This is a genomic window from Methylobacterium sp. EM32, assembly GCF_040593685.1.
Taxonomy (GTDB): domain Bacteria; phylum Pseudomonadota; class Alphaproteobacteria; order Rhizobiales; family Beijerinckiaceae; genus Methylobacterium.
In genome coordinates, this window is sequence record NZ_JBEXZS010000037.1 from 1 (window position 1) to 23,340 (window position 23,340).

At 71.3% G+C, this 23,340-nt stretch carries 19 protein-coding genes; 15 read left to right on the forward strand and 4 right to left on the reverse strand.

Translation table 11 applies throughout. The annotated features are described in order from the left end of the window. Positions 1–127 precede the first annotated feature (127 nt). From ABZT49_RS05410 to ABZT49_RS05430, 5 genes are all read left to right on the forward strand, one after another. Complete coding sequence (locus ABZT49_RS05410; RefSeq protein WP_355284037.1) at positions 128–778, forward strand: alpha-ketoglutarate-dependent dioxygenase AlkB; 651 nt, start codon at positions 128–130, stop codon at positions 776–778. A 140-nt stretch (positions 779–918) separates the two neighbouring features. Continuing rightward, positions 919–1,863, forward strand: a complete 945-nt coding sequence (locus ABZT49_RS05415) for a hypothetical protein (RefSeq protein WP_355284039.1) — start codon at positions 919–921, stop codon at positions 1,861–1,863. Positions 1,864–1,982: 119 nt separating this feature from the next. Further along, entirely contained in the window at positions 1,983–2,882 is a 900-nt protein-coding gene (locus ABZT49_RS05420; protein WP_355284041.1) for a LysR substrate-binding domain-containing protein, read from the forward strand. 196 nt (positions 2,883–3,078) lie between these two features. After that, on the forward strand, positions 3,079–4,494 hold the full coding sequence (gene aspA, locus ABZT49_RS05425; RefSeq protein ID WP_355284043.1) for an aspartate ammonia-lyase: 1,416 nt from the start codon (positions 3,079–3,081) through the stop codon (positions 4,492–4,494). 118 nt (positions 4,495–4,612) lie between these two features. Further along, positions 4,613–5,926, forward strand: a complete 1,314-nt coding sequence (locus ABZT49_RS05430) for a dicarboxylate/amino acid:cation symporter (RefSeq protein ID WP_355284045.1) — start codon at positions 4,613–4,615, stop codon at positions 5,924–5,926. Between the two features lie 290 nt (positions 5,927–6,216). Here the strand turns inward: ABZT49_RS05430 and ABZT49_RS05435 are convergent, their stop codons facing one another. Beyond that, complete coding sequence (locus ABZT49_RS05435) at positions 6,217–7,020, reverse strand: alpha/beta hydrolase family protein (protein WP_355284048.1); 804 nt, start codon at positions 7,018–7,020, stop codon at positions 6,217–6,219. Between the two features lie 185 nt (positions 7,021–7,205). On the opposite strand from ABZT49_RS05435, the gene ABZT49_RS05440 reads away from it, so the two are divergent. Together ABZT49_RS05440 and ABZT49_RS05445 are read left to right on the forward strand one after the other, a co-directional pair. Next, a complete protein-coding gene (locus tag ABZT49_RS05440) occupies positions 7,206–8,414 on the forward strand; it encodes a pyridoxal phosphate-dependent aminotransferase (RefSeq protein WP_355284050.1) in 1,209 nt (402 codons plus the stop codon). Between the two features lie 13 nt (positions 8,415–8,427). Continuing rightward, the gene (locus ABZT49_RS05445; RefSeq protein WP_355284052.1) at positions 8,428–9,375 is read left to right on the forward strand and encodes a glyoxylate/hydroxypyruvate reductase A; all 948 of its coding nucleotides are present in this window, start codon (positions 8,428–8,430) and stop codon (positions 9,373–9,375) included. A 10-nt stretch (positions 9,376–9,385) separates the two neighbouring features. Here the strand turns inward: ABZT49_RS05445 and ABZT49_RS05450 are convergent, their stop codons facing one another. After that, on the reverse strand, positions 9,386–9,955 hold the full coding sequence (locus ABZT49_RS05450; protein WP_355284055.1) for a hypothetical protein: 570 nt from the start codon (positions 9,953–9,955) through the stop codon (positions 9,386–9,388). A 415-nt stretch (positions 9,956–10,370) separates the two neighbouring features. Between ABZT49_RS05450 and ABZT49_RS05455 the strand changes: the two genes are divergently transcribed. The 8 genes from ABZT49_RS05455 (at position 10,371) to ABZT49_RS05490 (ending at position 19,685) form a co-directional block, all read left to right on the forward strand. Then, the gene (locus tag ABZT49_RS05455) at positions 10,371–10,685 is read left to right on the forward strand and encodes a hypothetical protein (RefSeq protein WP_355284056.1); all 315 of its coding nucleotides are present in this window, start codon (positions 10,371–10,373) and stop codon (positions 10,683–10,685) included. A 48-nt stretch (positions 10,686–10,733) separates the two neighbouring features. Next, positions 10,734–12,101 (forward strand): PepSY domain-containing protein, encoded by a 1,368-nt coding sequence (locus ABZT49_RS05460; protein ID WP_355284059.1) that lies wholly within the window; start codon positions 10,734–10,736, stop codon positions 12,099–12,101. Between the two features lie 71 nt (positions 12,102–12,172). Beyond that, positions 12,173–14,479: a TonB-dependent receptor domain-containing protein gene (locus ABZT49_RS05465; protein ID WP_355284062.1), complete on the forward strand. Its 2,307-nt coding sequence runs from the start codon at positions 12,173–12,175 to the stop codon at positions 14,477–14,479. Positions 14,480–14,776: 297 nt separating this feature from the next. Beyond that, complete coding sequence (locus ABZT49_RS05470; protein WP_355284064.1) at positions 14,777–15,445, forward strand: hypothetical protein; 669 nt, start codon at positions 14,777–14,779, stop codon at positions 15,443–15,445. A 193-nt stretch (positions 15,446–15,638) separates the two neighbouring features. After that, complete coding sequence (locus tag ABZT49_RS05475) at positions 15,639–16,658, forward strand: 2-keto-3-deoxygluconate permease (protein ID WP_355284066.1); 1,020 nt, start codon at positions 15,639–15,641, stop codon at positions 16,656–16,658. After that, positions 16,655–17,923: a four-carbon acid sugar kinase family protein gene (locus ABZT49_RS05480; RefSeq protein ID WP_355284069.1), complete on the forward strand. Its 1,269-nt coding sequence runs from the start codon at positions 16,655–16,657 to the stop codon at positions 17,921–17,923. The genes ABZT49_RS05475 and ABZT49_RS05480 overlap by 4 nt, the downstream gene beginning before the upstream one ends. After that, positions 17,920–18,918, forward strand: a complete 999-nt coding sequence (gene pdxA / locus ABZT49_RS05485; protein ID WP_355284072.1) for a 4-hydroxythreonine-4-phosphate dehydrogenase PdxA — start codon at positions 17,920–17,922, stop codon at positions 18,916–18,918. The genes ABZT49_RS05480 and pdxA overlap by 4 nt, the downstream gene beginning before the upstream one ends. Positions 18,919–18,923: 5 nt before the next feature. Next, positions 18,924–19,685, forward strand: a complete 762-nt coding sequence (locus ABZT49_RS05490; RefSeq protein WP_355284074.1) for a DeoR/GlpR family DNA-binding transcription regulator — start codon at positions 18,924–18,926, stop codon at positions 19,683–19,685. Between the two features lie 7 nt (positions 19,686–19,692). Here the strand turns inward: ABZT49_RS05490 and ABZT49_RS05495 are convergent, their stop codons facing one another. Together ABZT49_RS05495 and ABZT49_RS05500 are read right to left on the reverse strand one after the other, a co-directional pair. Further along, positions 19,693–21,378, reverse strand: a complete 1,686-nt coding sequence (locus tag ABZT49_RS05495; RefSeq protein ID WP_355284077.1) for a methyl-accepting chemotaxis protein — start codon at positions 21,376–21,378, stop codon at positions 19,693–19,695. 384 nt (positions 21,379–21,762) lie between these two features. Further along, on the reverse strand, positions 21,763–23,007 hold the full coding sequence (locus ABZT49_RS05500) for an amidohydrolase family protein (RefSeq protein ID WP_355284080.1): 1,245 nt from the start codon (positions 23,005–23,007) through the stop codon (positions 21,763–21,765). Positions 23,008–23,340 lie beyond the last annotated feature (333 nt).

The following is a 23,340-nucleotide window of genomic DNA, read 5'->3' on the forward strand; positions in this document are numbered from 1 at the left end:
TCCACCGCTTGTGCCACGCCTGAGACCTTACGGCCCGCCCCACCCCCACAAACGACACGCCCGTCACAGCAAAATACCAATCCGACAGGCTGCTAGGACACGGCGCCATCCGCCACAGGAGCATGCCGTGATCGAACTCGCCCCCGGCCTGATCCACTATCCGGGCTATCTCGACGCCGCGGCACAAGGCGCCCTCGCGGACGACCTCGCCGCCGTGCTGGCGGAGGCCCCGCCTTTCACGCCGGCGATGCCGCGCACCGGCAAGCCGTTCTCGGTGCGGATGACGAATTGCGGCCCCCTCGGCTGGGTCTCCGACCGGGCGGGCTACCGCTACCAGGCGACGCACCCGGAGACCGGCCGGCCCTGGCCGGCGATGCCGGCGGCGGTGACGCGGGCCTGGACCGAACTCGCCGGGTGCCCGGCGGAGCCGGAGGCCTGCCTCGTCAACCTCTACGCCCCCGGCACCCGGATGGGCCTGCACCAGGACCGGGACGAGGCGGAGTTCTCGGCCCCCGTCCTCTCCCTGTCGCTCGGGGCGACCGCGCTCTTCCGCTACGGCGGCCTCCAACGCGCCGATCCGACCCGCTCGGTGCGGCTGTCCTCCGGCGACGCCCTGGTGATCGGCGGCCCCTCGCGCCTGATCTTCCACGGGGTCGACCGCATCCTGCCCGCCGATCTCCTGGCCTCCGGATCCGCGCCGGTCCTGCCCGGGGCGGTGGCGGCAGGCGGACGCCTCAACCTGACCTTGCGGCGCGTCTCGGCGATCCGCCCCGCTTGACAGACCGGCGCGCACGGCCGACGCATCCGGCGAAGTCCGAGACGATGCCCGCTCCCGGGCGGGCTCTCGCCAACCCAGAGACGAGTCCGATGCCGACGAGTCCCCTGCCGCCGCGTGTGATGTCGCTGCGCGTCCGTTCCATGTCTCAGCGCGCGGTCGCGCTCCTCTCCCTCCTGGTCGCCCTGCCGGCCGGGGCGCTGGCTGCCGATCCGGTCTATCCGCCGGGCTCGCGCTTCGGCTTCGAGCCGGCCAAGGACATGGTGGTGTCGCGCCGCTTCACCGGCTTCGAGCGGCCGGCCGGCGGCGCCACGGTCTCGGTGGTCGAGCTGCCGCCCCAGGCCTACAAGGACCTCACCGCCAACTTCACCGACGAGAACCTGAAGAGCCAGGGCCTCGTGGTGAAGACCCGCGAGCCCCTGAAGCTCGCCGACGGGCGCGAGGGCCTCTTGTTCACCGGCGAGCAGCCGATCGAGCAGCCCGCCGGCGCGCCGGCCCTGCACAAGTGGGTCTTCCTCGTCTCGGACCCGACCGTGACCGGCATCATCATCGGCCAGACCCTGCCGGCGGCGGAATCCGACGAGGCGATGCGCGCGATGCTGACCAGCGTGCGGGTGCGCCCGGCCCTGACCCTCGACCAGCAGGTCGCGGCCCTGCCCTTCCGGGTCACCGAGACCGCGGGCTTCCGCCCGGTGCGGGTGCTCGGCGGCAACTCGGTGCTCTACACCGACGGGCCGAAGGACCAGATGATGAACCTAGAGCAGCCGATCCTGGTGCTGGCCGAGGCGGTGCAGCCGGCGCCGTCGGCCGAGCAGCGCGACGCCTTCGCCAAGGCCGCCTTGTACTCGAACCAGACCATGAAGGACTTCGCGATCGAGCGCTCGCAGGGTTTCCGCCAGAACGGCGCCGAGTGGCACGAGATCGTGGCGCGCGCCACCGACGTGCCGTCGGGCATGCCGGTGGTGGTGTCGCAGACCATCCGCTTCCAGCCCGACGGCTATTTCCGCGCCGTCGGCGTGGTGCGCGCCCAGGACCGTGAGGCGATGCTGCCGCGCTTCCGCAAGGTGGTGGACGCGATCACGTTCTGAACTGATTTCTCCCACCCGCCACCTCATCCTGAGGTGGCGGGTGGGATGAGGATTTCGATCATCCGCTGAGAAACGGAAGCGGGCAGCGTAACCAGCCCCCGCCCACCCGGACGACCGCGATGGAACTCAAGTGGATCGAGGACTTCCTGAGCCTCGCCGAGACCCGCAGCTTCTCGCGCTCGGCGGAAGCCCGGGCCGTGACCCAGTCGGCCTTCAGCCGACGCATCCGCTCGCTGGAAGTCTGGCTCGGCACCGCGCTCCTCGACCGCAGCACCTACCCGATCACCCTCACCGCCGACGGGCGCCAGTTCCTCGAGACCGCCGAGGAGGTGGTGCGGCTGCTCACCCTGAGCCGGGCCGATTTCCGTGCCCGCAGCGACGGCGCCGGGCTGCCGGTGGTGACGATCACGGCGCTCCACTCGCTCTGCCTGTCGTTCCTGCCGCGCTGGCTCGGGCGCATCCGTGACGCCCTCGGGCCGGTGGCGAGCCGGGTGCTGCCGGACAACTTCAACATCTGCGTCCAGGCCCTGGTCGAGGGCGGCTACGACCTGCTCCTGACCTATCACCACCCCGGCATCCCGATCCCGCTCGACCCCGAGCGCTATCCCTGCCGGGTCGTCGGCCGCGACAGCCTGGCGGCGGTGGCCTCCCCCCGCGCGCTGGTGCCGGATGCGCGCGGGCGCCTGCCGCTGCTGCAATATTCCCGCGGCTCGTTCCTCGGGCGGCTGGCCGGCATCGCGCAATCCGCCGAGGACGCGCCGGCGACCTACCCGGTCCACACCAACGAGAATTCGATGGCCGAGGCCCTGCGCTCGATGGCGCTCGGCGGCCACGGCATCGCCTGGCTGCCGCGCAGCCTGGTCGCACCCGAGATCCGGGCCGGAGCGCTCACGGTGCTCGGCCGCGAGATGCCGATGGACATCCGCCTCTACCGCAGCGCCGAGCGCCACCGCTCCTTCCTCGACGAGGTATGGGCCGTCGCGGCGGAGGATCCGCCAAACTATTCGGATGCGGAATAGTTCATCGCGAACATAGCATTGGCGGCACCGACGATGCGGGATTATTCCGCCGCCATCCGGTGACGGCGCCACGGTTCCCTGCGGAACCGGCCCGATCCCGGCCCCAGACCGCCCCTCCGCCGCGGCCCCGCCGCCTGCGCGCCCTCCGGTGCGCCGGCTCGCGGCCGCGCGCCGAAAAATCCGCCAGGAGCCCGCCTTGACCACGACCGCGACCCGCATCGAGCACGACCTTCTCGGCGACCGAGAGGTGCCGCAGAGCGCCTATTACGGCATCCACACCCTGCGCGCCGTGGAGAATTTCCCGATCACCGGCACGACGCTCGCCACCTGCCCCGACCTGATCCGGGCGCTGGCGGCGATCAAGCAGGCCGCGGCGCTCGCCAACCGCGAGCTCGGCCTGCTCGATTCCGAGCGCTGCGACGCCATCGTGGCTTCCTGCATCGAGATCCGCGGCGGCGCCCTGCACGACCAGTTCGTCGTCGACCAGATCCAGGGCGGGGCCGGCACATCGACCAACATGAACGCCAACGAGGTGATCGCCAACCGGGCGCTCGAACTACTCGGCGCCGCGCGCGGCGATTACGGGCGGCTGCACCCGAACGAGCACGTCAACATGAGCCAGAGCACCAACGACGTGTACCCGACGGCGCTCAAGATCGCCGGGATCGGGGCGCTCCGCCGCCTCGTCGACGCGATGGCCGCCCTGCGGACCAGCTTCGAGGCGAAGTCGCATGAATTCCGCGACGTCCTCAAGATGGGCCGCACCCAGCTCCAGGACGCGGTGCCGATGACGCTGGGCCAGGAATTCGGCACCTACGCCCGGATGCTCAGCGAGGACGAGGCCCGCCTCGGCGAGGCCGAGCTGCTGATCCGCGAGATCAATCTCGGCGCCACCGCGATCGGCACCGGCATCACCGCCCACCCGCTCTATGCCGGCCTCGTGCGCGAGCGGCTCTCGACCATCACGGAGATCCCGCTGATCACCGCGGAGGACCTGGTGGAAGCCACGCAGGATTGCGGCGCCTTCGTGCAGGTCTCGGGGGTGCTCAAGCGCGTCGCCGTCAAGCTGTCGAAGACCTGCAACGACCTGCGCCTGCTCTCGAGCGGGCCGCGGGCGGGCTTCAACGAGATCAACCTGCCGGCGCGCCAGGCCGGCTCGTCGATCATGCCCGGCAAGGTCAACCCGGTGATCCCGGAAGTCGTCAACCAGGTCGCCTTCGAGGTGATCGGCAACGACGTCACCATCACCTTCGCGGCGGAAGCGGGCCAACTTCAGCTCAACGCCTTCGAGCCGGTGATCGCCTACAGCCTGTTCCGCAGCCTCGCCCATCTCGAGGCGGCCTGCCGCACCCTCGACGTGCATTGCGTGCGCGGCATCACGGCGAACCGCGAGCGCCTGCGCGCCAGCGTCGAGAACTCGATCGGGATCGTGACGGCGCTCAATCCCTATATCGGCTATCGCAACGCCACGGCGATCGCTATGGAGGCGCACGCCACGGGCCGGGGCGTCTACGACCTCGTGCTCGAGAAGCGGTTGATGGCCAGAGACCAGCTCGACCGGGTGCTCCAACCCGACCAGCTGACGCGCCCGCAGGCCCTGACGGCACTCTAAGAGACCTGCCACTTCACGGACGGAAACGCCAGACATCTGCGGGAAGCCTCGGGCGCGCTCACCATGGCGTCCGGGGCCCTTGCCGCACATCCGTTCACCCCTGGGAGGAACATGACAAATGGCACAGGTTGAATCGACCGGACGTTCGGGCCGGCTGACGCTCTATACCGGAATCGGGCTCGCTCTCGGCGTCGCGGTCGGCGCAGTGCTGCACGGCATGGCGGGAAGCCCGGCCGAGGCCAAGGAGATCGCCGGCTACTTCACCATCGGCACCGACATCTTCCTGCGGCTGATCAAGATGATCATCGCGCCGCTCGTCTTCGCCACCATCGTGTCGGGCATCGCGAGCTTCGGCGACACCAAGACGGTCGGCCGCGTCGCGGGCCTCGCCATGGGCTGGTTCCTCACCGCCTCGATCGTCTCGCTCTCGCTCGGCTTCCTCGTCGCCAACCTCTTCCAGCCCGGCGCCAGCCTCGGCCTGCCGCTGCCGGATGCGGGCGCGCAGACCGGGCTGAAGGCCGCCTCGATCAACCTGCGCGAATTCATCACCCACGTCTTCCCGACCAGCATCGTGTCGGCGATGGCGACGAACGAGGTGCTGCAGATCCTGGTCTTCTCGGTGTTCTTCGGCTCCGGTCTCAGCGCGATCGACCGCCGCTACGCCGACCCGATGATCCACATGCTGAACGGGCTCGCGCAGGTGATGTTCAAGGTCACCGACGCGGTGATGCAGGTGGCTCCCCTCGCGGTCTTCGCCGCCATGGCCTCGGTCGTCACCATCCAGGGCCTCGGCGTGCTCATCGATTACGGCAAGTTCATCGCCGTGTTCTATCTCGGCCTCGCGGTGCTGTGGGCGCTCCTCATCGGCGCCGGCTGGCTGGTGCTGGGCAACAGTGTCGTACGATTGCTGCGCCTGCTGCGCACCCCGATGATCGTCGCCTTCTCGACCGCCAGCAGCGAGGCCGCCTTCCCGCGCACCGTCGAGGTGCTGGAGAAATTCGGCGTGCGGCCCCGCGTCACCGGCTTCGTGCTGCCGCTCGGCTACTCGTTCAACCTCGACGGATCGATGATGTACCAGGCGCTCGCCTCGCTGTTCATCGCCCAGGCCTTCGGCATCCATCTCGGCATCACCGAGCAGCTCACCATGCTGCTCGTCATGATGGTGACCAGCAAGGGCATCGCCGGCGTGCCGCGCGCCTCGCTGGTGGTGGTAGCCGCGACGGTGCCGATGTTCGGCCTGCCCGCCGCGGGCATCCTGCTGATCATGGGCGTCGACCAGATCCTCGACATGGGCCGCACCGTCACCAACGTGCTGGGCAACGGCCTCGCCACCGCCGCGGTCGCCCGCTGGCAGGGCGAGATGGACGAGGGCGCGGACGAGACGGTCGACGCGCCCGCCGCGGTCGCGATGCCGGCCGGCAAGGCGGCGTGAGGTGGGGCCGGCGGTCGTCGATGACGGCCGCCGGTCAGCCGATCCGATGACTCCGCCCTTCGAAGCCTGCTCGATGTGGGCTGCGGGACTTGAAGCTCTCAATGTCATCCCGGGGCTCGACGTAGTTGAGAACCCGGGATCCATAACCGCTAACAGTGCCGAACAAGGCGGCTGACGTTCCGTCTTGCCCTGAACCGTCGGCGGTTATGGATCCCGGGTTCCGCTGCGCGGCCCCGGGATGACGCGGAGTGTGTGATATCCGGCGGCGGGAACGACCCCGCCTCCTCGCCCTACCCCACCCCCGCCAGCACCTCGACGACCGTCTCGGGGTTCGGCACTTCGACGTCGTGCGGCACCGCCAGTTCCCGGTACTGCCACCCGGCCTTCGCCTTCGCCCGCTGCCGGCTCGGCTCGATCGAGGCGAGCGCCGGGCTGGTATAAGCGACGTAGGTGACCGGCAGGCCGGCGCCGGCGGGCTTGCTCAACCGCACCGGGCTCTCGTAGGTGCCGATCGGGTGCGGCCGCAGGCGCTGCATGAACCAGTCCTTGGCCGGGCCGGCGGGAATCGGGAAAGCCTCAGGGCCGGGCACCGGCAGCGCCACGCCCGCGCCCTGCTCCAGGGCGGTCTTGCGCCTTGCCTCCGCCATGCCGGCGGGCAGGATCGTGAAGGCGGTATCGCTGGTCTCGGGGATCAGCGCGTCGAGATAGACGATGTGGCGGATCCGGTCGGTCATCCGGTCCGCGACCCCGGTGACCGCCATGCCGCCGTAGGAATGCCCGACCAGGATGACGTCGCGCAGGTCCTCGAACGCGATCAGGCTCGCCACGTCCTCGATATGGGTGTCGACCGTGATCTGGCGCGACAGGAGGTGGCTGCGCTCGCCGAGCCCGGTCTGGGTCGGCGTGTAGACCCGGTGTCCTTGGCTCCGCAGGCCGGCGGCGACGTCGCGCCAGATCCAGCCGCCGCCATAGGCGCCGTGGACCAGCACGTAGGTTTTCGGAGCGGCGCCCTGCGCCTGCGCGGCGCCCGACGCGAGGGCGGCGGCACCGAGGGCGGAGACGCCCGCCAGGGCCGTTCTGCGGTTGACCGTCATGCTGTGGGTCCTCCCGATGTTCGTTCTTGAGAGCGTTGTAGTGGCGAACCGGCCCAAATCCATCGGCCAAGGTCCTCGGCCAAGATCCATGGCGACGCATGCGCGGAGCGCGGCTCGCACCCTGCGCCCGCAATGCTATGGAGGGTCACCGACACGCTCCCCCGACACGAGGGCACGACCCACCGATGACCTACGCGGAGACCACCCCACCGGACCTCTCGGCCACGCTGTCGCCGCGGATGCGCGGCATCGGCACGAGCCAGATCGGCCTCGTCGCCGACCGCGGCCGGGACGATCCCGAGGTGGTCAAGCTGTGGATCGGCGAGGGCGACCTGCCGACGCCGCCCTTCATCGTCGAGGCGGCCCACAAGGCGATGCTGGCAGGCCACACCCGCTACGCCACCTCCCTCGGCCTCCCACGCCTGCGCGAGGCGCTGAGCGCCTACCACGCCCGGCACTGGGACGTGGACGTCCCGCCCGAGCGCTTCGCCGTCACCGCCGGCGGCATGAACGCGATCATGCAGGCGGCCCAGGCCCTGCTGGAGCCCGGAGACGAGATCATCATCCCCTCCCCGGCCTGGCCGAACCTGGCGGAAGCCGTGCGCATCACCGGCGGCGTGCCGGTGACGGTGCCCTACCGGGTGCAGGGGGACGGGCGCTTCGCCCTGCCGCTCGTCGACATCGCGGCGGCGATCACCCCGCGCACCCGCGTGATCGTGGTCAACTCGCCCTCGAATCCGACCGGCTGGATCATGCCGCTCGACGAGATGAAGGGCTTACGCGATCTTGCCCGGGCGCGGGGCCTGTGGATCATCGCCGACGAGGTCTACGCCCACTTCACCTACGGCAACGCCATCGCGCCGTCCTTCCTGCAGATCTGCACCGAGGACGACCGGCTGGTCGTCACCAACACCTTCTCGAAGAACTGGGCGATGACCGGCTGGCGCGCCGGCTGGCTGATCGCCCCGCGCGGGCTCGGGCCCACCTTCGCCAAGCTCGGCCAGTACAACACCACCTCGATCCCGACCTTCATCCAGCACGCCGCCATCACGGCTCTGGAGGAGGGCGACGGCTTCATCCGCCAGATGGTCGCGCGCTGCGCCGAGAGCCGGGAGATCCTGGTCGCCGGCCTCTCGCGCCTCCCCGGCGTCACCGTGTCGGTGCCGGAGGGCGCCTTCTACCTGATGGCCCGGGTCGCCGGCCCCGGGACCCCGCGCCCGGAGGAGACCAGCCTCGCCCTCGCCTTCCGGCTCCTCGAGGAGGCGAAGGTCGGCGTCGCGCCCGGCACCGCCTTCGGGCCGGAGGGCGAGGGCTTCATCCGCCTGTGCTTCGCCATCAGCCCGGGCCTCGCCCGGGAGGCGGTGGCGCGCCTCACCCCCGTCCTCGGCCGCTGACGCGAGGCTCTCGATGTCCGAACCGATCGCCTTCCTCGGCACCCTCGACGCGGAGGAGGAGGCCGACTTCCTGGCGGCGCTCGCCGCCGCCATGCCCGAGGAAACCATCCGGCCGTTCCGGCAATTGAGCGCCGCGGAGCGCGACGGGATCCGGATCGCCATCGTCGCCAATCCCGATCCCGCCGAGGTGGCGCTGCTGCCGAACCTCGCCTGGATCCAGAGCCTGTGGGCCGGGGTCGAGCGGCTGGTGCGCGATCTCGGGCAAAGCAGCGCGCCGATCGTCCGCCTGATCGACCCCGAGCTCGCCCGCACCATGGCCGAGGCGGTTCTGGCCTGGACCTACTACCTCCAGCGCGACATGCCGGCCTACCGGCGCCAGCAGGAGGCCGGAACCTGGCGCCAGCACGCCTACCGGCCGCCGGCCGAGGTCACCGTCGGGCTCCTGGGCCTCGGAGCGCTCGGGAGCGCGGCGGCCGAGCGCCTGACGGGGGCGGGCTTCCGAGTCGCGGCCTGGAGTCGCTCGCCCAAATCGGTGCCGCCGGGGGTGACGGGCTATTCCGGGCCGGAGGGCCTCCGGGATCTGCTCGCGGCGAGCGACGTCGCCGTCTGCCTGCTGCCGCTGACCGAGGCGACGCGCGGCCTCCTCGATGCCGAACGCCTCGCCGCGATGAAGCCGGGGGCGGGGCTGATCAATTTCGGCCGCGGGCCGATCGTCGCGACCGAGGCGCTCCTCGCGGCCCTCGATGCCGGGCATCTCTCGCACGCGGTGCTGGACGTGTTCGAGGTCGAGCCGCTCCCGCCCGAGTCGCCCCTGTGGCGCCATCCCGGCGTGACCGTGCTGCCGCACATCTCCGGGCCGACCACCCCGGCCAGCGCGGCCTCGGTCGTCGCCGGGAACGTGCGCGCCTATCGGGACACGGGGCGGATCCCGGCCGCGGTGGACGTAGGCCGGGGGTACTGAGAGGCCGCGCTCAGGCGGCGCGCCGGAGCCGGAGGCCGGGGGGCGGCACCATGGCCGGTCCGGCGCCAGGCCCCGCCTGCTGCAGGCGTTGCAGCCAGTCCAGGGCGCTGCGGGCGGCTTCCTCGGCCTGGCGCGCGCGGGCCTCGGCCGCCTCGATCATCACGATGGCCCGCGCCTCGGCGGCGCGGGCGGCGTCCTCCGCCGCGAGCGTCCTCGCCTCGGCCGCATGGGCTCTCGCCTCCGCCGCGCGCACCCGCGACTCGACCTGACCTTCCAGCGCGGTGGCCTCGTCGAGGCGCTTGCGGGCGCTGCGCAGCAGGGTCTGGGCCCGGAGCTCGCGCTCCCGGAGCTGCGTATCGGCCTCGCCGGGGGCGCTTGCGGCCTTGCGGACATGCGCGATCAACGCGTCCCAGTCCCGCGGCGGGGAGGCGCCGTCGACCGGCGTCAGGCCCTCGCGCGCGGTGATCGCACCGATCGACCGGAGCACCCCGCCGAGATTCGTCACGAAGCTCTGCTCGAGCCGGTCGCACTCGGTGCCCGGCCGCGTCGCGCGCATGCTCTGGAAGACGTCGAGTCCCATGGCGTGTGTCCCGTCGGCCTGTTCGGGCCATGGATGAGCGTTGACGCTGACAATCGCTCGTTACGGTTAATTCGCGCTTAAGCCAGAGACAGGAAAGCCGGGGACCAGGACTTTGACCCAAGGTCAGAGTTTCGACTCGAAGACCGGCTCGTCATGGCAATTCCAAGCCACCGACTTGGGCACCATGCTGCGCCGAATGCTGTATTGGACTACCATCTGGCCGCCCGGGAAGCTCGCCGCCGCCCGTGTACGCGGGCGACCCGTACCGGAATCCCGGGTGCTCCGGTGGCACCACACGCCGAAATTCCGCCAGTTTCCCATCCTTCGTCATTGACGCTCTCCGCCCCGCCGGCCTACCCCCTGTGGCATGCGCGGGAACCCACCGACACGGTCGATCGGTCGCGCGACCATCGCGGTGGTTGCGCTCTACGCGCTATGCCTGCAGGTGCTGCTCGGCGCCCTCGCGCCCGTGCCGGCCCAGGCGGCCCCGGGCGCGGTGATCTGCCATGTCGAGGGGACGGATGGGGTCCCGCAGGGCGGCACCCATTGCGCCCTCGCTTGCTGCGTCGCGGCCCACCCCGTCCTCCTCGCGGGCCCGCTCCTCCTCGCCTTCCATCTCGCCTGGGACCGCCCGGGCCTCGCCGAGCGCGTCCCGCCCGCCGCCGACGAGCGCCCGGCGCGCGCGCCGCCCGACGCGAGCGCCAGCCCACGAGGACCGCCGCAGGCCTGATCGACCGCGAACCCGCATCGATCACTGAGCCTTTCGGATCCTCGACCCATGCCCGTCTCCTCCGCCCCGGCCCCGGGGCGCGCCCGCCTGCGCGATGCCGTGCATCGCGCGGTGTGGCGCTGGCACTTCTATGCCGGCCTCCTCTGCCTGCCGTTCCTGGTCCTCCTGTCGGCGACCGGCTCAGTCTACTTGTTCAAGGACGAGATCAACCGCACGCTGTTCGCCCACCGCACCCTCGTGCCGGTGCGCGCGACGGCGCCTCTGTCGCCGGAGCAATTGATCTTCATCGCCGCCGACGCGGTGCCGGACGCCCAGCCGACGACCTATGCCGGCCCGGAGGCACCCGACCGCACGGCGATCGTCACCATGGCGGGCCCTAGGGCCAAAACCCTCGTCTACCTCGACCCTTACGACGGCGCCGTCCTCGACCGGGTCGGGCGCAGCGAGGAGGCGATGATGGTGGTGCGCCGGCTGCACAGCCTCGCCTATTTCGGGCCGGTAGCGAACGGCCTGATCGAGGTCGTGGCCGGCTTCACGCTGATCCTGGTGCTCAGCGGGATCTACCTGTGGTGGCCGCGCGGCCAGAAGGGCGGAGTCGTCTCGGTGCGCGGCACGCCGGCGCGGCGGGTGTGGTGGCGCGACCTGCACGCCGTCACCGGCTTCGTCGCCGGGGCCGGCCTGTTCTTCCTCGCCGCCACCGGCCTGCCGTGGTCGATCCTGTGGGGCGACCAGATCCGGGCGGTGTCGAACCGCGCCGGGCTCGGCCAGCCGGACGCGCTCTGGGCCGGGGTGCCGGTCTCGACGGTGCCGATGGGTGCCGTGCTCGACCAGACCGGCTGGACGCTCGAGGCCGCGCCGCTGCCGCTCTCCGCAAGCCGCGACGGCGTGCCGATCGGTATCGACCGGGCGGCCGAGATCCTGACCGGTCTCGGCATGCCGGCGGGCTACGAGCTGGCGCTGCCGCAGGGGCCGACCGGCGTCTACGCGGCCGCCGCCTATCCGCGCGACGTCACCCGCCAGCGGATGATCTCCCTCGACCAGTATAGCGGCCGGCCGCTGGTGAACGTGCGGTTTGCCGATATCGGGATCGTCGGGCGCGGGATCCAGTACGGGATCGGGCTGCACAAGGGCGAGGTCGCCGGGCGGCTCAACCAGTTGCTGATGCTGGCCTTCTGCCTCGCCACGATCCTGCTCGCCGTCACCGCCGCGGTGATGTGGTGGAAGCGCCGCCCCGCGGGCCGCCTCGGCGTGCCGGCCTGGCCCGACGACCGCCGCGCAATCGGCGCCGTCACCGGCCTCGTCGCGGCGATGGGGATCCTCTTCCCCCTCACCGGGTTGGCGATCCTGGCGATGATCGCCCTCGACGCCGCGTGGCTCGGCCTGCGGCGCGGCCTGCGCCGGCCGGCGACGGCCTGACGCGAACCCCTCACGCGAATCCTGGCCGGCGCTCGCGCGCCGCCTCTCCCGCTTCTACGACGAGACGTCCGATGCCGCCCCTCCCCGGTTCCGGCCTGCGCCCGCGCGCGCTCGCCCTCCTCCTCACACCTCTCCTCGCCCTCGCGCCCGGCGCCGCCCCGGCGCAGGAAACCATCGCCCTCGACGAGATCTCGGTCGCCGGGGCGAGCCCAGCCGGTCCCGCCTTCGGCGTCGCCGCCCCGCCGGGCTCGGCCCCGAGCGTGATCGAGCGCCCGGTCGGCGAGATCGTCACGGGAATCGGCCGCCAGGACGTGATCGCCAACCGCCCGGCGACCAGCGTCGGCCAGGTGCTCGTCAACAGTCCCGGCGTCAGCGTGCGCCAGGGCAACGGGCCGCGCGACGTGGTGGTGTCGATCCGCGGCAACAACGCCCGCTCGACCGGCGTCATCAAGAACATGGTGGTGCTGGAGGACGGCTTCGTCGTCACGCAAGCTGACGGCGCCTCGCGCTTCGACCTCACCGATCCGCGGGCCTATTCGCGCATCGACGTCTTCCGCGGGCCGCAATCCCCCCTGTTCGGCAACTATGCCACCGGCGGGGCGATCGCCTTCCGCACCCGCACCGGCCGCGAGATCGGTGGCTACGAGATCGGCACCGACGCCGGCAGCTTCGGCTACCTGAATCATTACTTCACGGTGGGCGGGGTCAGCGGGCCCTACGAGGTCAGCCTGTTCGCCAGCGATTTCCGCCTCAACGGCTTCCAGGACCATGCCAGCGCCAACACCCAGACCGTCAACCTGCTGGCGAGCTACACCCCGACACCGGACAACCGCTTCACCCTGAAGGTCATCAACAACCTCGTCGACGTCGACCTGCCCGCCCGCTCGTCGCTGGCGCAGTACCGGATCAACCCCTACCAGCGCGGCTGCGCCAGCGCCGCGACGGCGGCTGTCGGCTGCACCACCTTCAACCTGTTCCGCAACGGCGCCTTCGGCGCCACCGTGCCGGTGACGGCGGACGAGGGCGCCTTCGGTCGCAACGACCGGCGCACGCTCATCGCCGGGCGCTGGGAGCACGACATCGACGCCAACACGACCTGGCGCACCCAGGTCGGCTTCGACGAGCGCAACTTCGACCAGCCGTTCTACACCACCTCCTCGCGCGGCAGCTATCCGTCCTACAATGTCCTCTCGGACATCACGCACCGCACGCAAGCCTTCGGCCTGCCGGTCGTCGGCTACGCGGCGCTCTCCTACAGCGCCATCGACAACCATATCGCGCTCTACAACCGCGCGCCCTATGGCGGCCCGCGGCTCGGCGCGCTCGTGAGCAACCAGGAGGCGCTGCAGTCGAATCTCGGCGGCCGGGCCCGGGCCGAGATCGCGCTCTCCGAGCAATGGACCGGTGTCGTCGGCGTCTCGGCCGAGAATACCTGGCTGACAGGGCGCACCCTCACCTACGGCTACTCGGCCGGGGGCACGAGCCAGGCCCTGGCCCGGATCGACCGCAGCTTCCTCAACGTGGCGCCGGAATTGGCGCTGGTCTACCGGCCCGACGACTCTCTCGCGTTCCGCGGCCGCGTCGCCACCGGCTACGCGACGCCTGCGGCGAACGTGCTGTTCGTGACCCCGGCCGGCGTGCCGGGCAACAACACCGATCTGCGCACCCAGACCAATCTCGGCTTCGACCTCGGCGCCGACTGGTCGCCCCTGCCGGACCTGCGCCTGAGCCTGACCGGCTTCTACGAGTTCTTCCGCAACGAGTTCGTCACCCAGTCGCCGGGGGCTGGCCTGCTCAGCTACACCTTCAACGCCCCGGCCTCGGAGCATCGCGGCATCGAGGCGGGCGCCGAATGGGCATTCTCGCCCGGCTGGCGCGCCTTCGCGGCCTACGGCCTCAACGACCAGTTCTACACCCGCTACGTCGAGCAATTGAGCGCCGGCAGCCTGACTGCGCGGTTCGACCGGGCGGGCCGCCTGATCCCGGGCGTGCCGGCCCACCAACTCCTCGCCCGTATCGGCTACGACCAGCCGACGGGACCGTTCAAGGGGCTCGGCGCCTTCGTCGAGGCGGTCTACCAGGACGGGTTCTTCCTCGACAACGCCAACCTGCTGCGGGCGCCGGGCTACGCGATCCTCAACGCCAACATCCACTACGACACCGACCTCGTCGGAGCCTACGCCAAGCGCCTCAGCCTCTACGTCGAGGTGCGCAACCTGCTCAATGCGACTTACATCGCCTCGGCCCAGCCGCTGGCGAACTCGATCAGCGCCGTGACCGGGTTGCAGAACGGCGCCGGCGTGCTCGCCACCACCACCGGGTCGATCTTCGCAGGCGCGCCGCGCAGTGTCGTCGGGGGGATGAAGCTGGCGTTCTGAAGGGCGCAACCAGCCCAATGGCGTGCGGGCGTCCGCCGCGACCCGCGCGCCGCGAATGCTTCGCATGATCGCCTAGAGCACTTCACGATCGCGCTGCAATCGCGAAGCCATCTAGGTCTTTGATTTTGCCGCATTTTCTTCGCCCAACCGACAGCCACTTGGTCGGAAAATGCTCTAGTATTTCGATACTCGTTTTCATCATTTACGAATGAAGCAACACTATCGATTTCACGCCCCCGTACCAAGGCAATCGTCATGCTTCACTTAAAGATCAGACCAGCATCGAGAATCAAAAACATGGTTGCCGTATTGGCAATCGTGGGTCTTTCGTCTTCTCTGACACTGAGTGAGGCGTGCGCAGCGGGACCGATTCTCCAGCCCGGCTTCACGATCGGAGGGGTCGCCGCGCCTGCCTTGAGCGCCGAGTGGTGGAAATGGGCGATGGCGGTCCCGAGCGCACGCAGCCCGGTCGCCGACCGCGACGGGGCGCAGTGCGCGGACCGCCAGAGCGGCGATGCGTGGTTCCTTGCTGGCGGCTTCGGCAGCGCGAAGATCACGCGCACCTGCCGCATTCCTGCCGGGAAGCACCTGTTCTTCCCGCTCATCAACATGGCCTATTGGCGGCCGGCAAACTCACCGTTGCTGACCTGCGACGTTGCACGCAAAGCGGCCGCGCTCAACAACGAGCACGCCGTCGATCTCTTCCTGGAACTCGACGGCACATCGTTCGACGATCTCGCCCGGTATCGAGCGGCGACGAAGGAATGCTTCAACCTCTTCGCCAACGCCTCACCTCAGAGCGGTGTCTACGACGCATTCCCGACAGCGAGCGATGGCTTCTGGATCGCCCTCGCCCCGCTTAAGCCCGGGCTCCACGTGCTCAAGTTCGGCGGACGCTACAATCGCGCCTCCGGAGCCTACGGGCGGATGCTGCAGGACATCGAGTATCGCCTGATCGTCGAGTAGGACCGGCGTCCGCGCATTCGGACCGCTGCCCCGTGGCCACGCCGCACCGCCGGCAGCGTGGCCATCCCACCATGGCAGCACTGCACACATCGCGCAAATTAACGATTGACACCCGCCCGTTTATGCGATCTTCAAGCACTAACAGATGGATATGCGCGCAACTCACTGCGCGATCCGCGCAAGGGAGGGCCGCATGGCGGGGCTGCGGATGGGAGAGGTCCGGATCAAGCGCGCGATCGAGCGCGTGCCGGGTGGGATGATGGTGGTGCCGCTGCTGGTCGGCGCGGTGATCGCGACCCTGTTCCCGGCGACCCCGAAGGTGTTCGGCTCGTTCACCGGCGCCCTGTTCACCGGCGCGCTGCCGATCCTGGCGGTGTTCTACGTCTGCATGGGCGCGAGCATCGACTTCCGGGCGACGCCCTACATCGTCAAGAAGGGCGGCACGCTGCTCGTCGTGAAGGTCGGGATCGCGATGATCCTCGGGGTGATCTTCGGCCGCCTGCTCGGCGAGGCGCCGATCGCCGGCGGGTTGTTCGCCGGCCTCTCGACCCTGGCGATCGTCGCGGCCATGAACGACACCAATGGCGGCCTCTACATGGCGCTGATGGGCCAGTATGGTCGGCCGCGGGACGTCGGTGCCTACACGCTCATGTGCCTCGAATCCGGGCCCTTCCTCACCATGGTGACGCTCGGCGTCGCCGGCCTGTCGGCGTTTCCGTGGCAGACGATGGTCGGCAGCATCCTGCCGCTCCTCGTCGGCATGATCCTCGGCAATCTCGACCGCGAGATGCGCGACTTCCTCGGCCGCGCCGTGCCGGTGATGATCCCGTTCTTCGCCTTCGCGCTGGGCACCGGGCTCGACCTGACCAAGATCTGGCAGGCGGGGCTGCTCGGCCTCGGGCTCGGCGTCGCGGTGGTGGTCGTGACCGGCATCCCGCTCTTCTTCGCCGACCGGTTCACGGGCGGCACCGGGGTGGCGGGCGTCGCCGCCTCCTCGACCGCCGGCAACGCCGCCGCGGTCCCGGCCATCATCGCCGCCGCCAACCCGGCCTATGCCGATGCCGCCGCCCCCGCGACGGTGCTGGTCGCCGCGACTGTAGTGGTCACCGCCATCCTCACCCCGCTCGCCACCGCCTGGACCGCCCGGCATTTCGGCGAGCGCCCGGAGGAGGCCGCGCCGGTCCCCTCCCCGCGCGTGGCGGAGCGGGCGTGACCGTGGCGCGAAGCTGGCTCATCCTCGCCGACGACCTCACGGGGGCCGCCGATTGCGCCATCGCCTTCGCCCGGCGCGGCCGCTCGGCCTGCGTGCAATGGGGCGCGGCGGGATCCGGAGCGCGGGAATCCGGGGCTGACGAGGACGTCGTCTCGCACGATGCCGACAGCCGCCAGCTCGGCCCGGAGGCGGCCGCCGCGCGCCACGCCGCCCTCGTCGACCGGCTGCACCGGCCTGGGCGGTCGGTGTTCAAGAAGATCGACTCGACCCTGCGCGGGCAGCCCGCGGCGGAACTGGCCGCCACCCTCGCGGCCCTGCGCCGGCGCGGCGGCGCCTTCGGGATCCTGGCGCCGGCCTTCCCGGCGACCGGCCGCACCACGGTGGCGGGCCGGATCCGGGTCGAGGGCCGGCCGCTGGAGGAGACCGAGCTCTGGCGCCGGGACCACACCTACGCGACCGGTGCGCTCTCCGGGATGCTGGAGGAAGCCGGGCTGGCGGGCGCGACGATCGCGCTTACGACCGTGCGGGCCGGCGGCGACCATCTCCGCGCGGCTCTGGTCGCGGCGGCGCGGGCGGGCGCGGTCGCGGTACCCGATGCCGAGACCGACGACGACCTCGCGCGGATCGCCGAGGCCGGCCTCGCGCTCGACGCGCAGGAGAAGCTGGTCTGGATCGGCAGCGCCGGCCTCGCCCACGCGCTCGCCGCTCAGGAAGCCGGGCCCTCCGCCCCGGCGCCGGAGATCGCGGCCGGCCCCGGCGGCACCCTCGTGGTGGTCGGAAGCCTCGCCGCCGCCTCCCGCGCCGCCGCGCGCCGGCTCGCCGACGAGACCCGCCACGTCCCCGTCGCGCCGGACCTGCTGCTCGGGACGGACGAGGCCGCGCGGGCCCGCTGCCGCGCCGCGGTGGCGGCGGGATTGAGCGCCGGGGAGGACGTACTGGTCGAGGTCGCGATGGGTGCGGCGCCCGACCTCGCCCTCGGTTCCCGCCTCGCCGACGCCCTCGGCGCGTGGCTCGCCCCCGTCGCAGCCCATCTCGGGGCGCTCGTGGCGACCGGCGGCGAGACCGCGGCGGCGTTGCTCGCGCATCTAGGTGTCGACGGATTGCGGCTGATCGACGAGATCGAGCCCGGCGTGTCCCTCGGCCTGACGCGCGGCGCGCTCACTGTGCCGATCGTCACCAAGGCCGGCGCCTTCGGCAACGAAGACACGCTCCTGCGCGCCGTTCATCACCTCCGGGCCATCAGACACCAGGGACCCTCGACATGAGCCGACCGACCGTCGCGATCACCATGGGCGATGCCTCCGGCATCGGCCCTGAGATCATCATGAAGGCGCTGGCCCTCCCGGAGGTCGCGGCGCTGTGCCGGCCGCTGGTCGTCGGCGACGCCGGGCGCCTGCGCGAGGCGGGCCGCATCGTCGGCTCGGCCCTCGAAGTCCAGGCGCTCGCCTCGCCCGAGGAGGCGTCCGACTCCCCCGGCACCGTCGCGTGCATCGATCTCGGGCTGATCCCGCCGGGCCATCCCTTCGGCAAGGTCTCGCCGATCTCCGGCGAGGCGGCGTTCCGCTTCATCGAGCGGGCGGTCCGGATCGTCCAGGCCGGCCAGGCCGCCGCGATCTGCACCGCGCCCCTGAGCAAGGAGGCGCTGCACGCCGCCGGGCACAAGTATCCGGGCCATACCGAGCTCCTCGCCGCGCTGACCGGCACGCCGGAAGTCTCGATGATGCTGGTCTCGCCCAAGCTTCGGGTGATCCACGTCACGACCCATATCGGGCTGATCGACGCCATCGCGCGGATCGAGCCGGGCCTCGTCGAGCGGGTGATCGCACGGGGGCACGACACCCTGGTCAAGGCGGGCATCGCGAATCCGCGGATCGGCGTCTGCGCCATCAACCCCCATGCCGGCGAGAACGGGTTGTTCGGCCGCGGCGAGGAGGCCGAGAAGATCACGCCGGCCGTCGAGGCCTGCCGGGCGAAGGGCTGGCGGGTCGAGGGGCCGCTGCCCGCCGACACGCTGTTCTTCCTCGCGGGACGGGGCGACTACGACATCGTGGTGGCGATGTACCACGACCAGGGCCACGGCCCGATCAAGGTGCTGGGGCTGGAGGCGGGGGTGAACATCACCGTCGGGCTGCCGGTGATCCGCACCTCGGTCGATCACGGCACCGCCTTCGACATCGCCGGCACGGGCGTCGCCGATGCGGGCTCGCTGGTCGAGGCCCTGCGCCAGGCGGTCGACCTCGCGCCGCGCCGGGCGGTCTGAGACCCGTGACCCGCGGCCGGCACCGCCACCCGCTGCTGCTGGAGGCGCTCCAGGCCGGCGAGGTCGTGGTCGAGGAGTTGGCGGAGCGCTTCCGCGTCTCCGCCTCGACGATCCGGCGCGATCTGCAGCGGCTCGCGACGGAGAACGCCATCCGGCGCACCTATGGCGGCGCCGTGATCGCCCACCCGCTGCCCGAGACCAGCCTGCCGGAGCGCGAGACACAGGCCCGGCCCGAGAAGGCCGCCATCGCCCGGGCCGCCCTGGCGCTGCTTGCCGACGACGACATCCTGGTCCTCGACGGCGGCTCGACGGTGGCCGCCTTCGGGGCGGGCCTGACCGGGCGGCGCCACGCGGTCATCACCAACAACCTGCCGCTGGTGAGCGCGCTCGCCGGCGCGCCGGGCCTGACCCTGACGGTGCTCGGCGGCGCGGTGCGGCCGGGCAGCATGAGCACGATGGGCCCGCTCGCCGAGGCCTCGCTGCGCCGTCTCACCGCCGACAAGGCGGTGGTGAGCGGCGACGGTTTCGTCGCCGGCCGCGGCCTGTGCGAGGCGGCGATCGAGCAGGTCGCCCTCAAGTCGTTGATGATGGAGCAGGCGGCCGAGATCGTGGTGCTGATGGATTCCTCCAAGCTCGGCCGCGCGACGCAAGGGGCCTGGGCACCCCTGCCGCGCCGCTGGACCCTGGTGACCGATGCCGGGGCGACGCCGGCGCAATGTGCAGAAGCCGAGGCGGTGGGCGCGCGGGTGGTGCGGGCGGCGGGGTGAACCCCGCTCAGGCCGCCCTCACCGTCGCCAGGAACCGCGCCACCTCCGCCGACAGGTGCTCGGACTGGCGCGACATCTCGGAGGCCGCGCCGAGCACCTCGGCGGCGGCCGCCCCGGTCTCGCCGGCGGATTCGGCCAGCGTCGCGATGGTGCCGGTGACCGCGCCGGTGCCGGCCGCCGCCTCGGCGACGTTGCGGACGATCTCCTGGGTCGCGGCGCCCTGCTCCTCGACCGCGGCGGCGATCGAGCTCGCGACGCCGTCGATCTCTCGGATGCGCCGGCCAATGCCGTCGATCGCCGCCGCGGCCTGGCCGGTCGAGGCCTGGATGCGGCCGATCTGGCCGGTGATCTCCTCGGTCGCCCGGGCCGTCTGGCCGGCGAGCTGCTTGACCTCCGCCGCCACCACGGCGAAACCCCGCCCCGCTTCGCCGGCCCGCGCCGCCTCGATCGTCGCGTTGAGCGCGAGCAGGTTGGTCTGACTGGCGATCGACGAGATCAGGGCCACCACGTCGCCGACCTTGGCGGCGGCCTCGGCCAAGTCCTGCACCAGCGCGACCGTCTCGCCGGCCTCGGAGACGGCGACCCGCGCCAGCTCGGCCGAGCCGGAGACCTGCCGGCCGATCTCCTGGACCGACGAGCCCAGCTCCTCGGCAGCGGCAGCCACCACGGTGACGTTGGCGGCCGCCTCGCTCGCCGCGCCCGCGACGGCACCCGACTGGCCGGCGGCTTGCGCGGCGCTGCCGCTGAGCGAGCGGGCGGTGGCTTCGAGCTCGGTCGCCGCCGCCGAGACGCCGCCGACGATGCTGCCGACCGCCGCCTCGAAGGTATCGGCCATCTGGCGCATGCCGGCCTTGCGCTGTGCCTCCGCCGAGGCGCGGGCGAGCGCAGTCTCTTCCTCCAGGGCGCGGCTGCGGATCAGGTTGTCGCGAAACACCACCAGCGAGCCGGCGAGCGCGCCGATCTCGTCGCGGCGCCCCTGTCCCGGGATCGCCACCCCGGTCTCGCCGCCGGCGAGCCGCTGGGTCGCGGCTGTGATCGCCCGCAGCGGCCCGGCGACGCCGCGGCGCACCAGCACCATCGCGCCGCCGGCGACGAGGAGCGCGAGCGCCGTGAGCGCCAGCATGTTGCGGTTGGCCGCGGCGTAGGTCTCCTCGATCAGGGCGCCGCTCGCCTTCGAGCCGGCGCCGTTCAGCGCCACCAGCTTCTCCCAGGCGCCCATGATGGCGATGATGCCGTTCGACATCGTGGTGTTGTAGATCCGTTGCCCGCCCGGGATGTCGCCGGCGGTCGCCTTGGCGACGGCCTGGCGCTGCTGCTCGGCGTAGTCGGCGACGTGGCGGCGGAATTCCTTGTAGAGATCGCGCTCGGCCGGCGAGAGCGGCAGCGCCTCGAAGCGGGCATACTGCGCCTCCATGATCGCGTCGCGCTTGGCGATCTGCCCAGCGACCTCGGCGCGCAGCTCCGGCGTGTCGGCGGTGATCAGCCGCGATCCGTTCACGCGCTGGCGCATGATGTTGATGCCGATCCAGCCGAGCGTGTCGGTCGCCGGCACCCGGACGTCGCGCAGGTCCGCAGCGGCCGTGTTGACCCGGCGCAGCTCGGCCAGCGACAGCCCGCTCGTCGCTCCGATCAGGAGGACCAGGGCAGCGAGGCACAGCCCCAGCTTCGCCGCGATCGACACCCCGTTACGCATGATGCTGCCGTCCCGACATCTGACAATCGAACGACGCCATTCTCCCCGACGAACGGTTAAGCTTTCTTGAGCGACGATCGTCTGAATTCGATACGTTCCGCAGCGTCATCAAAGCGTCATCGTGGCGACGCCGCCGCCTCGACCCGGCCTTTCGTCACGCGCCCGGCAATCGAAATCGGCTCTATACGAAGGAATGCGCCGCCTATGGTGAGCAGGAAGCGGTCGACGCTCGCGCGCACTCACCCTGCATCACCAGACCGGCGCAAGATGATGCGCCGGCCCGCCTTCCCTTGGGCCGCGGAACGGATCGGCGAAAAGGTGGGTGCTGTTCGCCTTTCACGTCGGAGCGGGGGCTCCTGCATCGTCCCGTGGCCGCGGAAGGCGTCACGCCGCCAGTTCGTCCTTCACGAACCGCCCGTCGATCATGATCGCCCGCATGTGCCGGCCCTGGCCGGTGAGGAGCGAGAGGTCGGCGAGCGGGTCGCCGTCGACCACGATCAGGTCGGCGAAGGCGCCCGGGGCCACCACGCCGGCCTTGCCCTCCAGGCGTACGACCTTGGCGGCGTTGATCGTGGCCGAGCGGATCACCTCGATCGCCGGCAGGCAGCGGCCGCGGATCACGAACTCCTCCGACTGGTGGCGGTGCATCTCGCCCAGAAGATCGGTGCCGTAGGCCATCATCACGCCCGCCTCCCGCAGGGTCTCGAGGGCGGCGAGCCCCGCCTCGCGCACGTCCTCGATCTTGGCGACCGAGGCGGGCGGCAAGCCTAAGGACGCGCCCTCCTTGGCAAGTGCGTCGAAGGTGACGTTGGTCGGCACCACGTAGGCGCCCTTCTCGCGGATCAGCCGCGCGGTCTCAGGGGTCACGAGGTTGCCGTGCTCGACCGAGATCACCCCGTTCTCGACCGCCCGGCGGATCGCCGCGTCGGTGTAGAGATGGGCGGCGATGTAGGTCTGGGCGTTGTTCGCCTCCTCGACGATCGCCCGCAGCTCCTCGACCGAGTAGCCGAAGAACGCGATCGGGTCGGTCGGCGAGGACACGCCGCCATTGGCCATGATCTTGATGAAGTCGGCCCCGGCCTTGATCTCCTCGCGCGCCACGCGGCGCACGGCATCGACGCCGTCGCAGACCCGGCCGAGCGCCCCGAGCTTGGTGCCGTAATGGCTCACGTCCCTCGCGTGGTAGCGGCCGCGGTAATCGGTGTGGCCGCCGGTCTGCGACAGGGCCTTGCCGCAGATGACGAGGCGCGGGCCGTCGATCAGGCCTTCACGCACCGCCATGACCAGCCCGTGATCGGCGCCGCCGAGGTCGCGCACGGTGGTGAAGCCGCGCATCAGCATCCCGCGCATGATCTTGGCGGTGCGCAACGCCACCAGGGAATCCGGCAGCTCGGCATTGGCGCCGAGGTCGGGAATCGTCGCGATGACGTGGACGTGGCAGTCGATCAGGCCCGGCATCAGCGTGCGGCCCTTGAGATCGATCACCCGGGCCGAGGACGCGGTGAGCGGACGGTCCGAGACCTCCCGGATTGTGCCGCCCTCGACCAGCACGTCGTGGCCGTCGAGCGCGGTGTCGTGGGTGCCGTCGAGGATGCGGGCGTTGCGGAACAGGACGAGGTCGGCGCTCATGCGGGCGGTCCCTTGCAGGGTCGGGTGGCGCCCGGATCGCCGGGCAGGCGGGGCGTTCCGCGGCACACTGGACAGCGATAAAAAAACAGGCAAGCTTGTTTTTTTATCAGGCGATGCATCCCGGAGGATCAGTGACGCGGACCGAACGCCAGCGTCGGGCGCAGAACCCCGCGACCCGCTTGTGGCCGGTGCGCGCGACGACCGAAGCGCATCAGGAGACCTGCGGGCGACGCCGCCTTCGCCGGACCGCGCCGTCGCGAGGCCCTGGCGCGACGGCTCGTGAGCTTGGCACCCGTCTTGCCAACCCCTCGCTCGCCGCCCGGGCGGCGACCC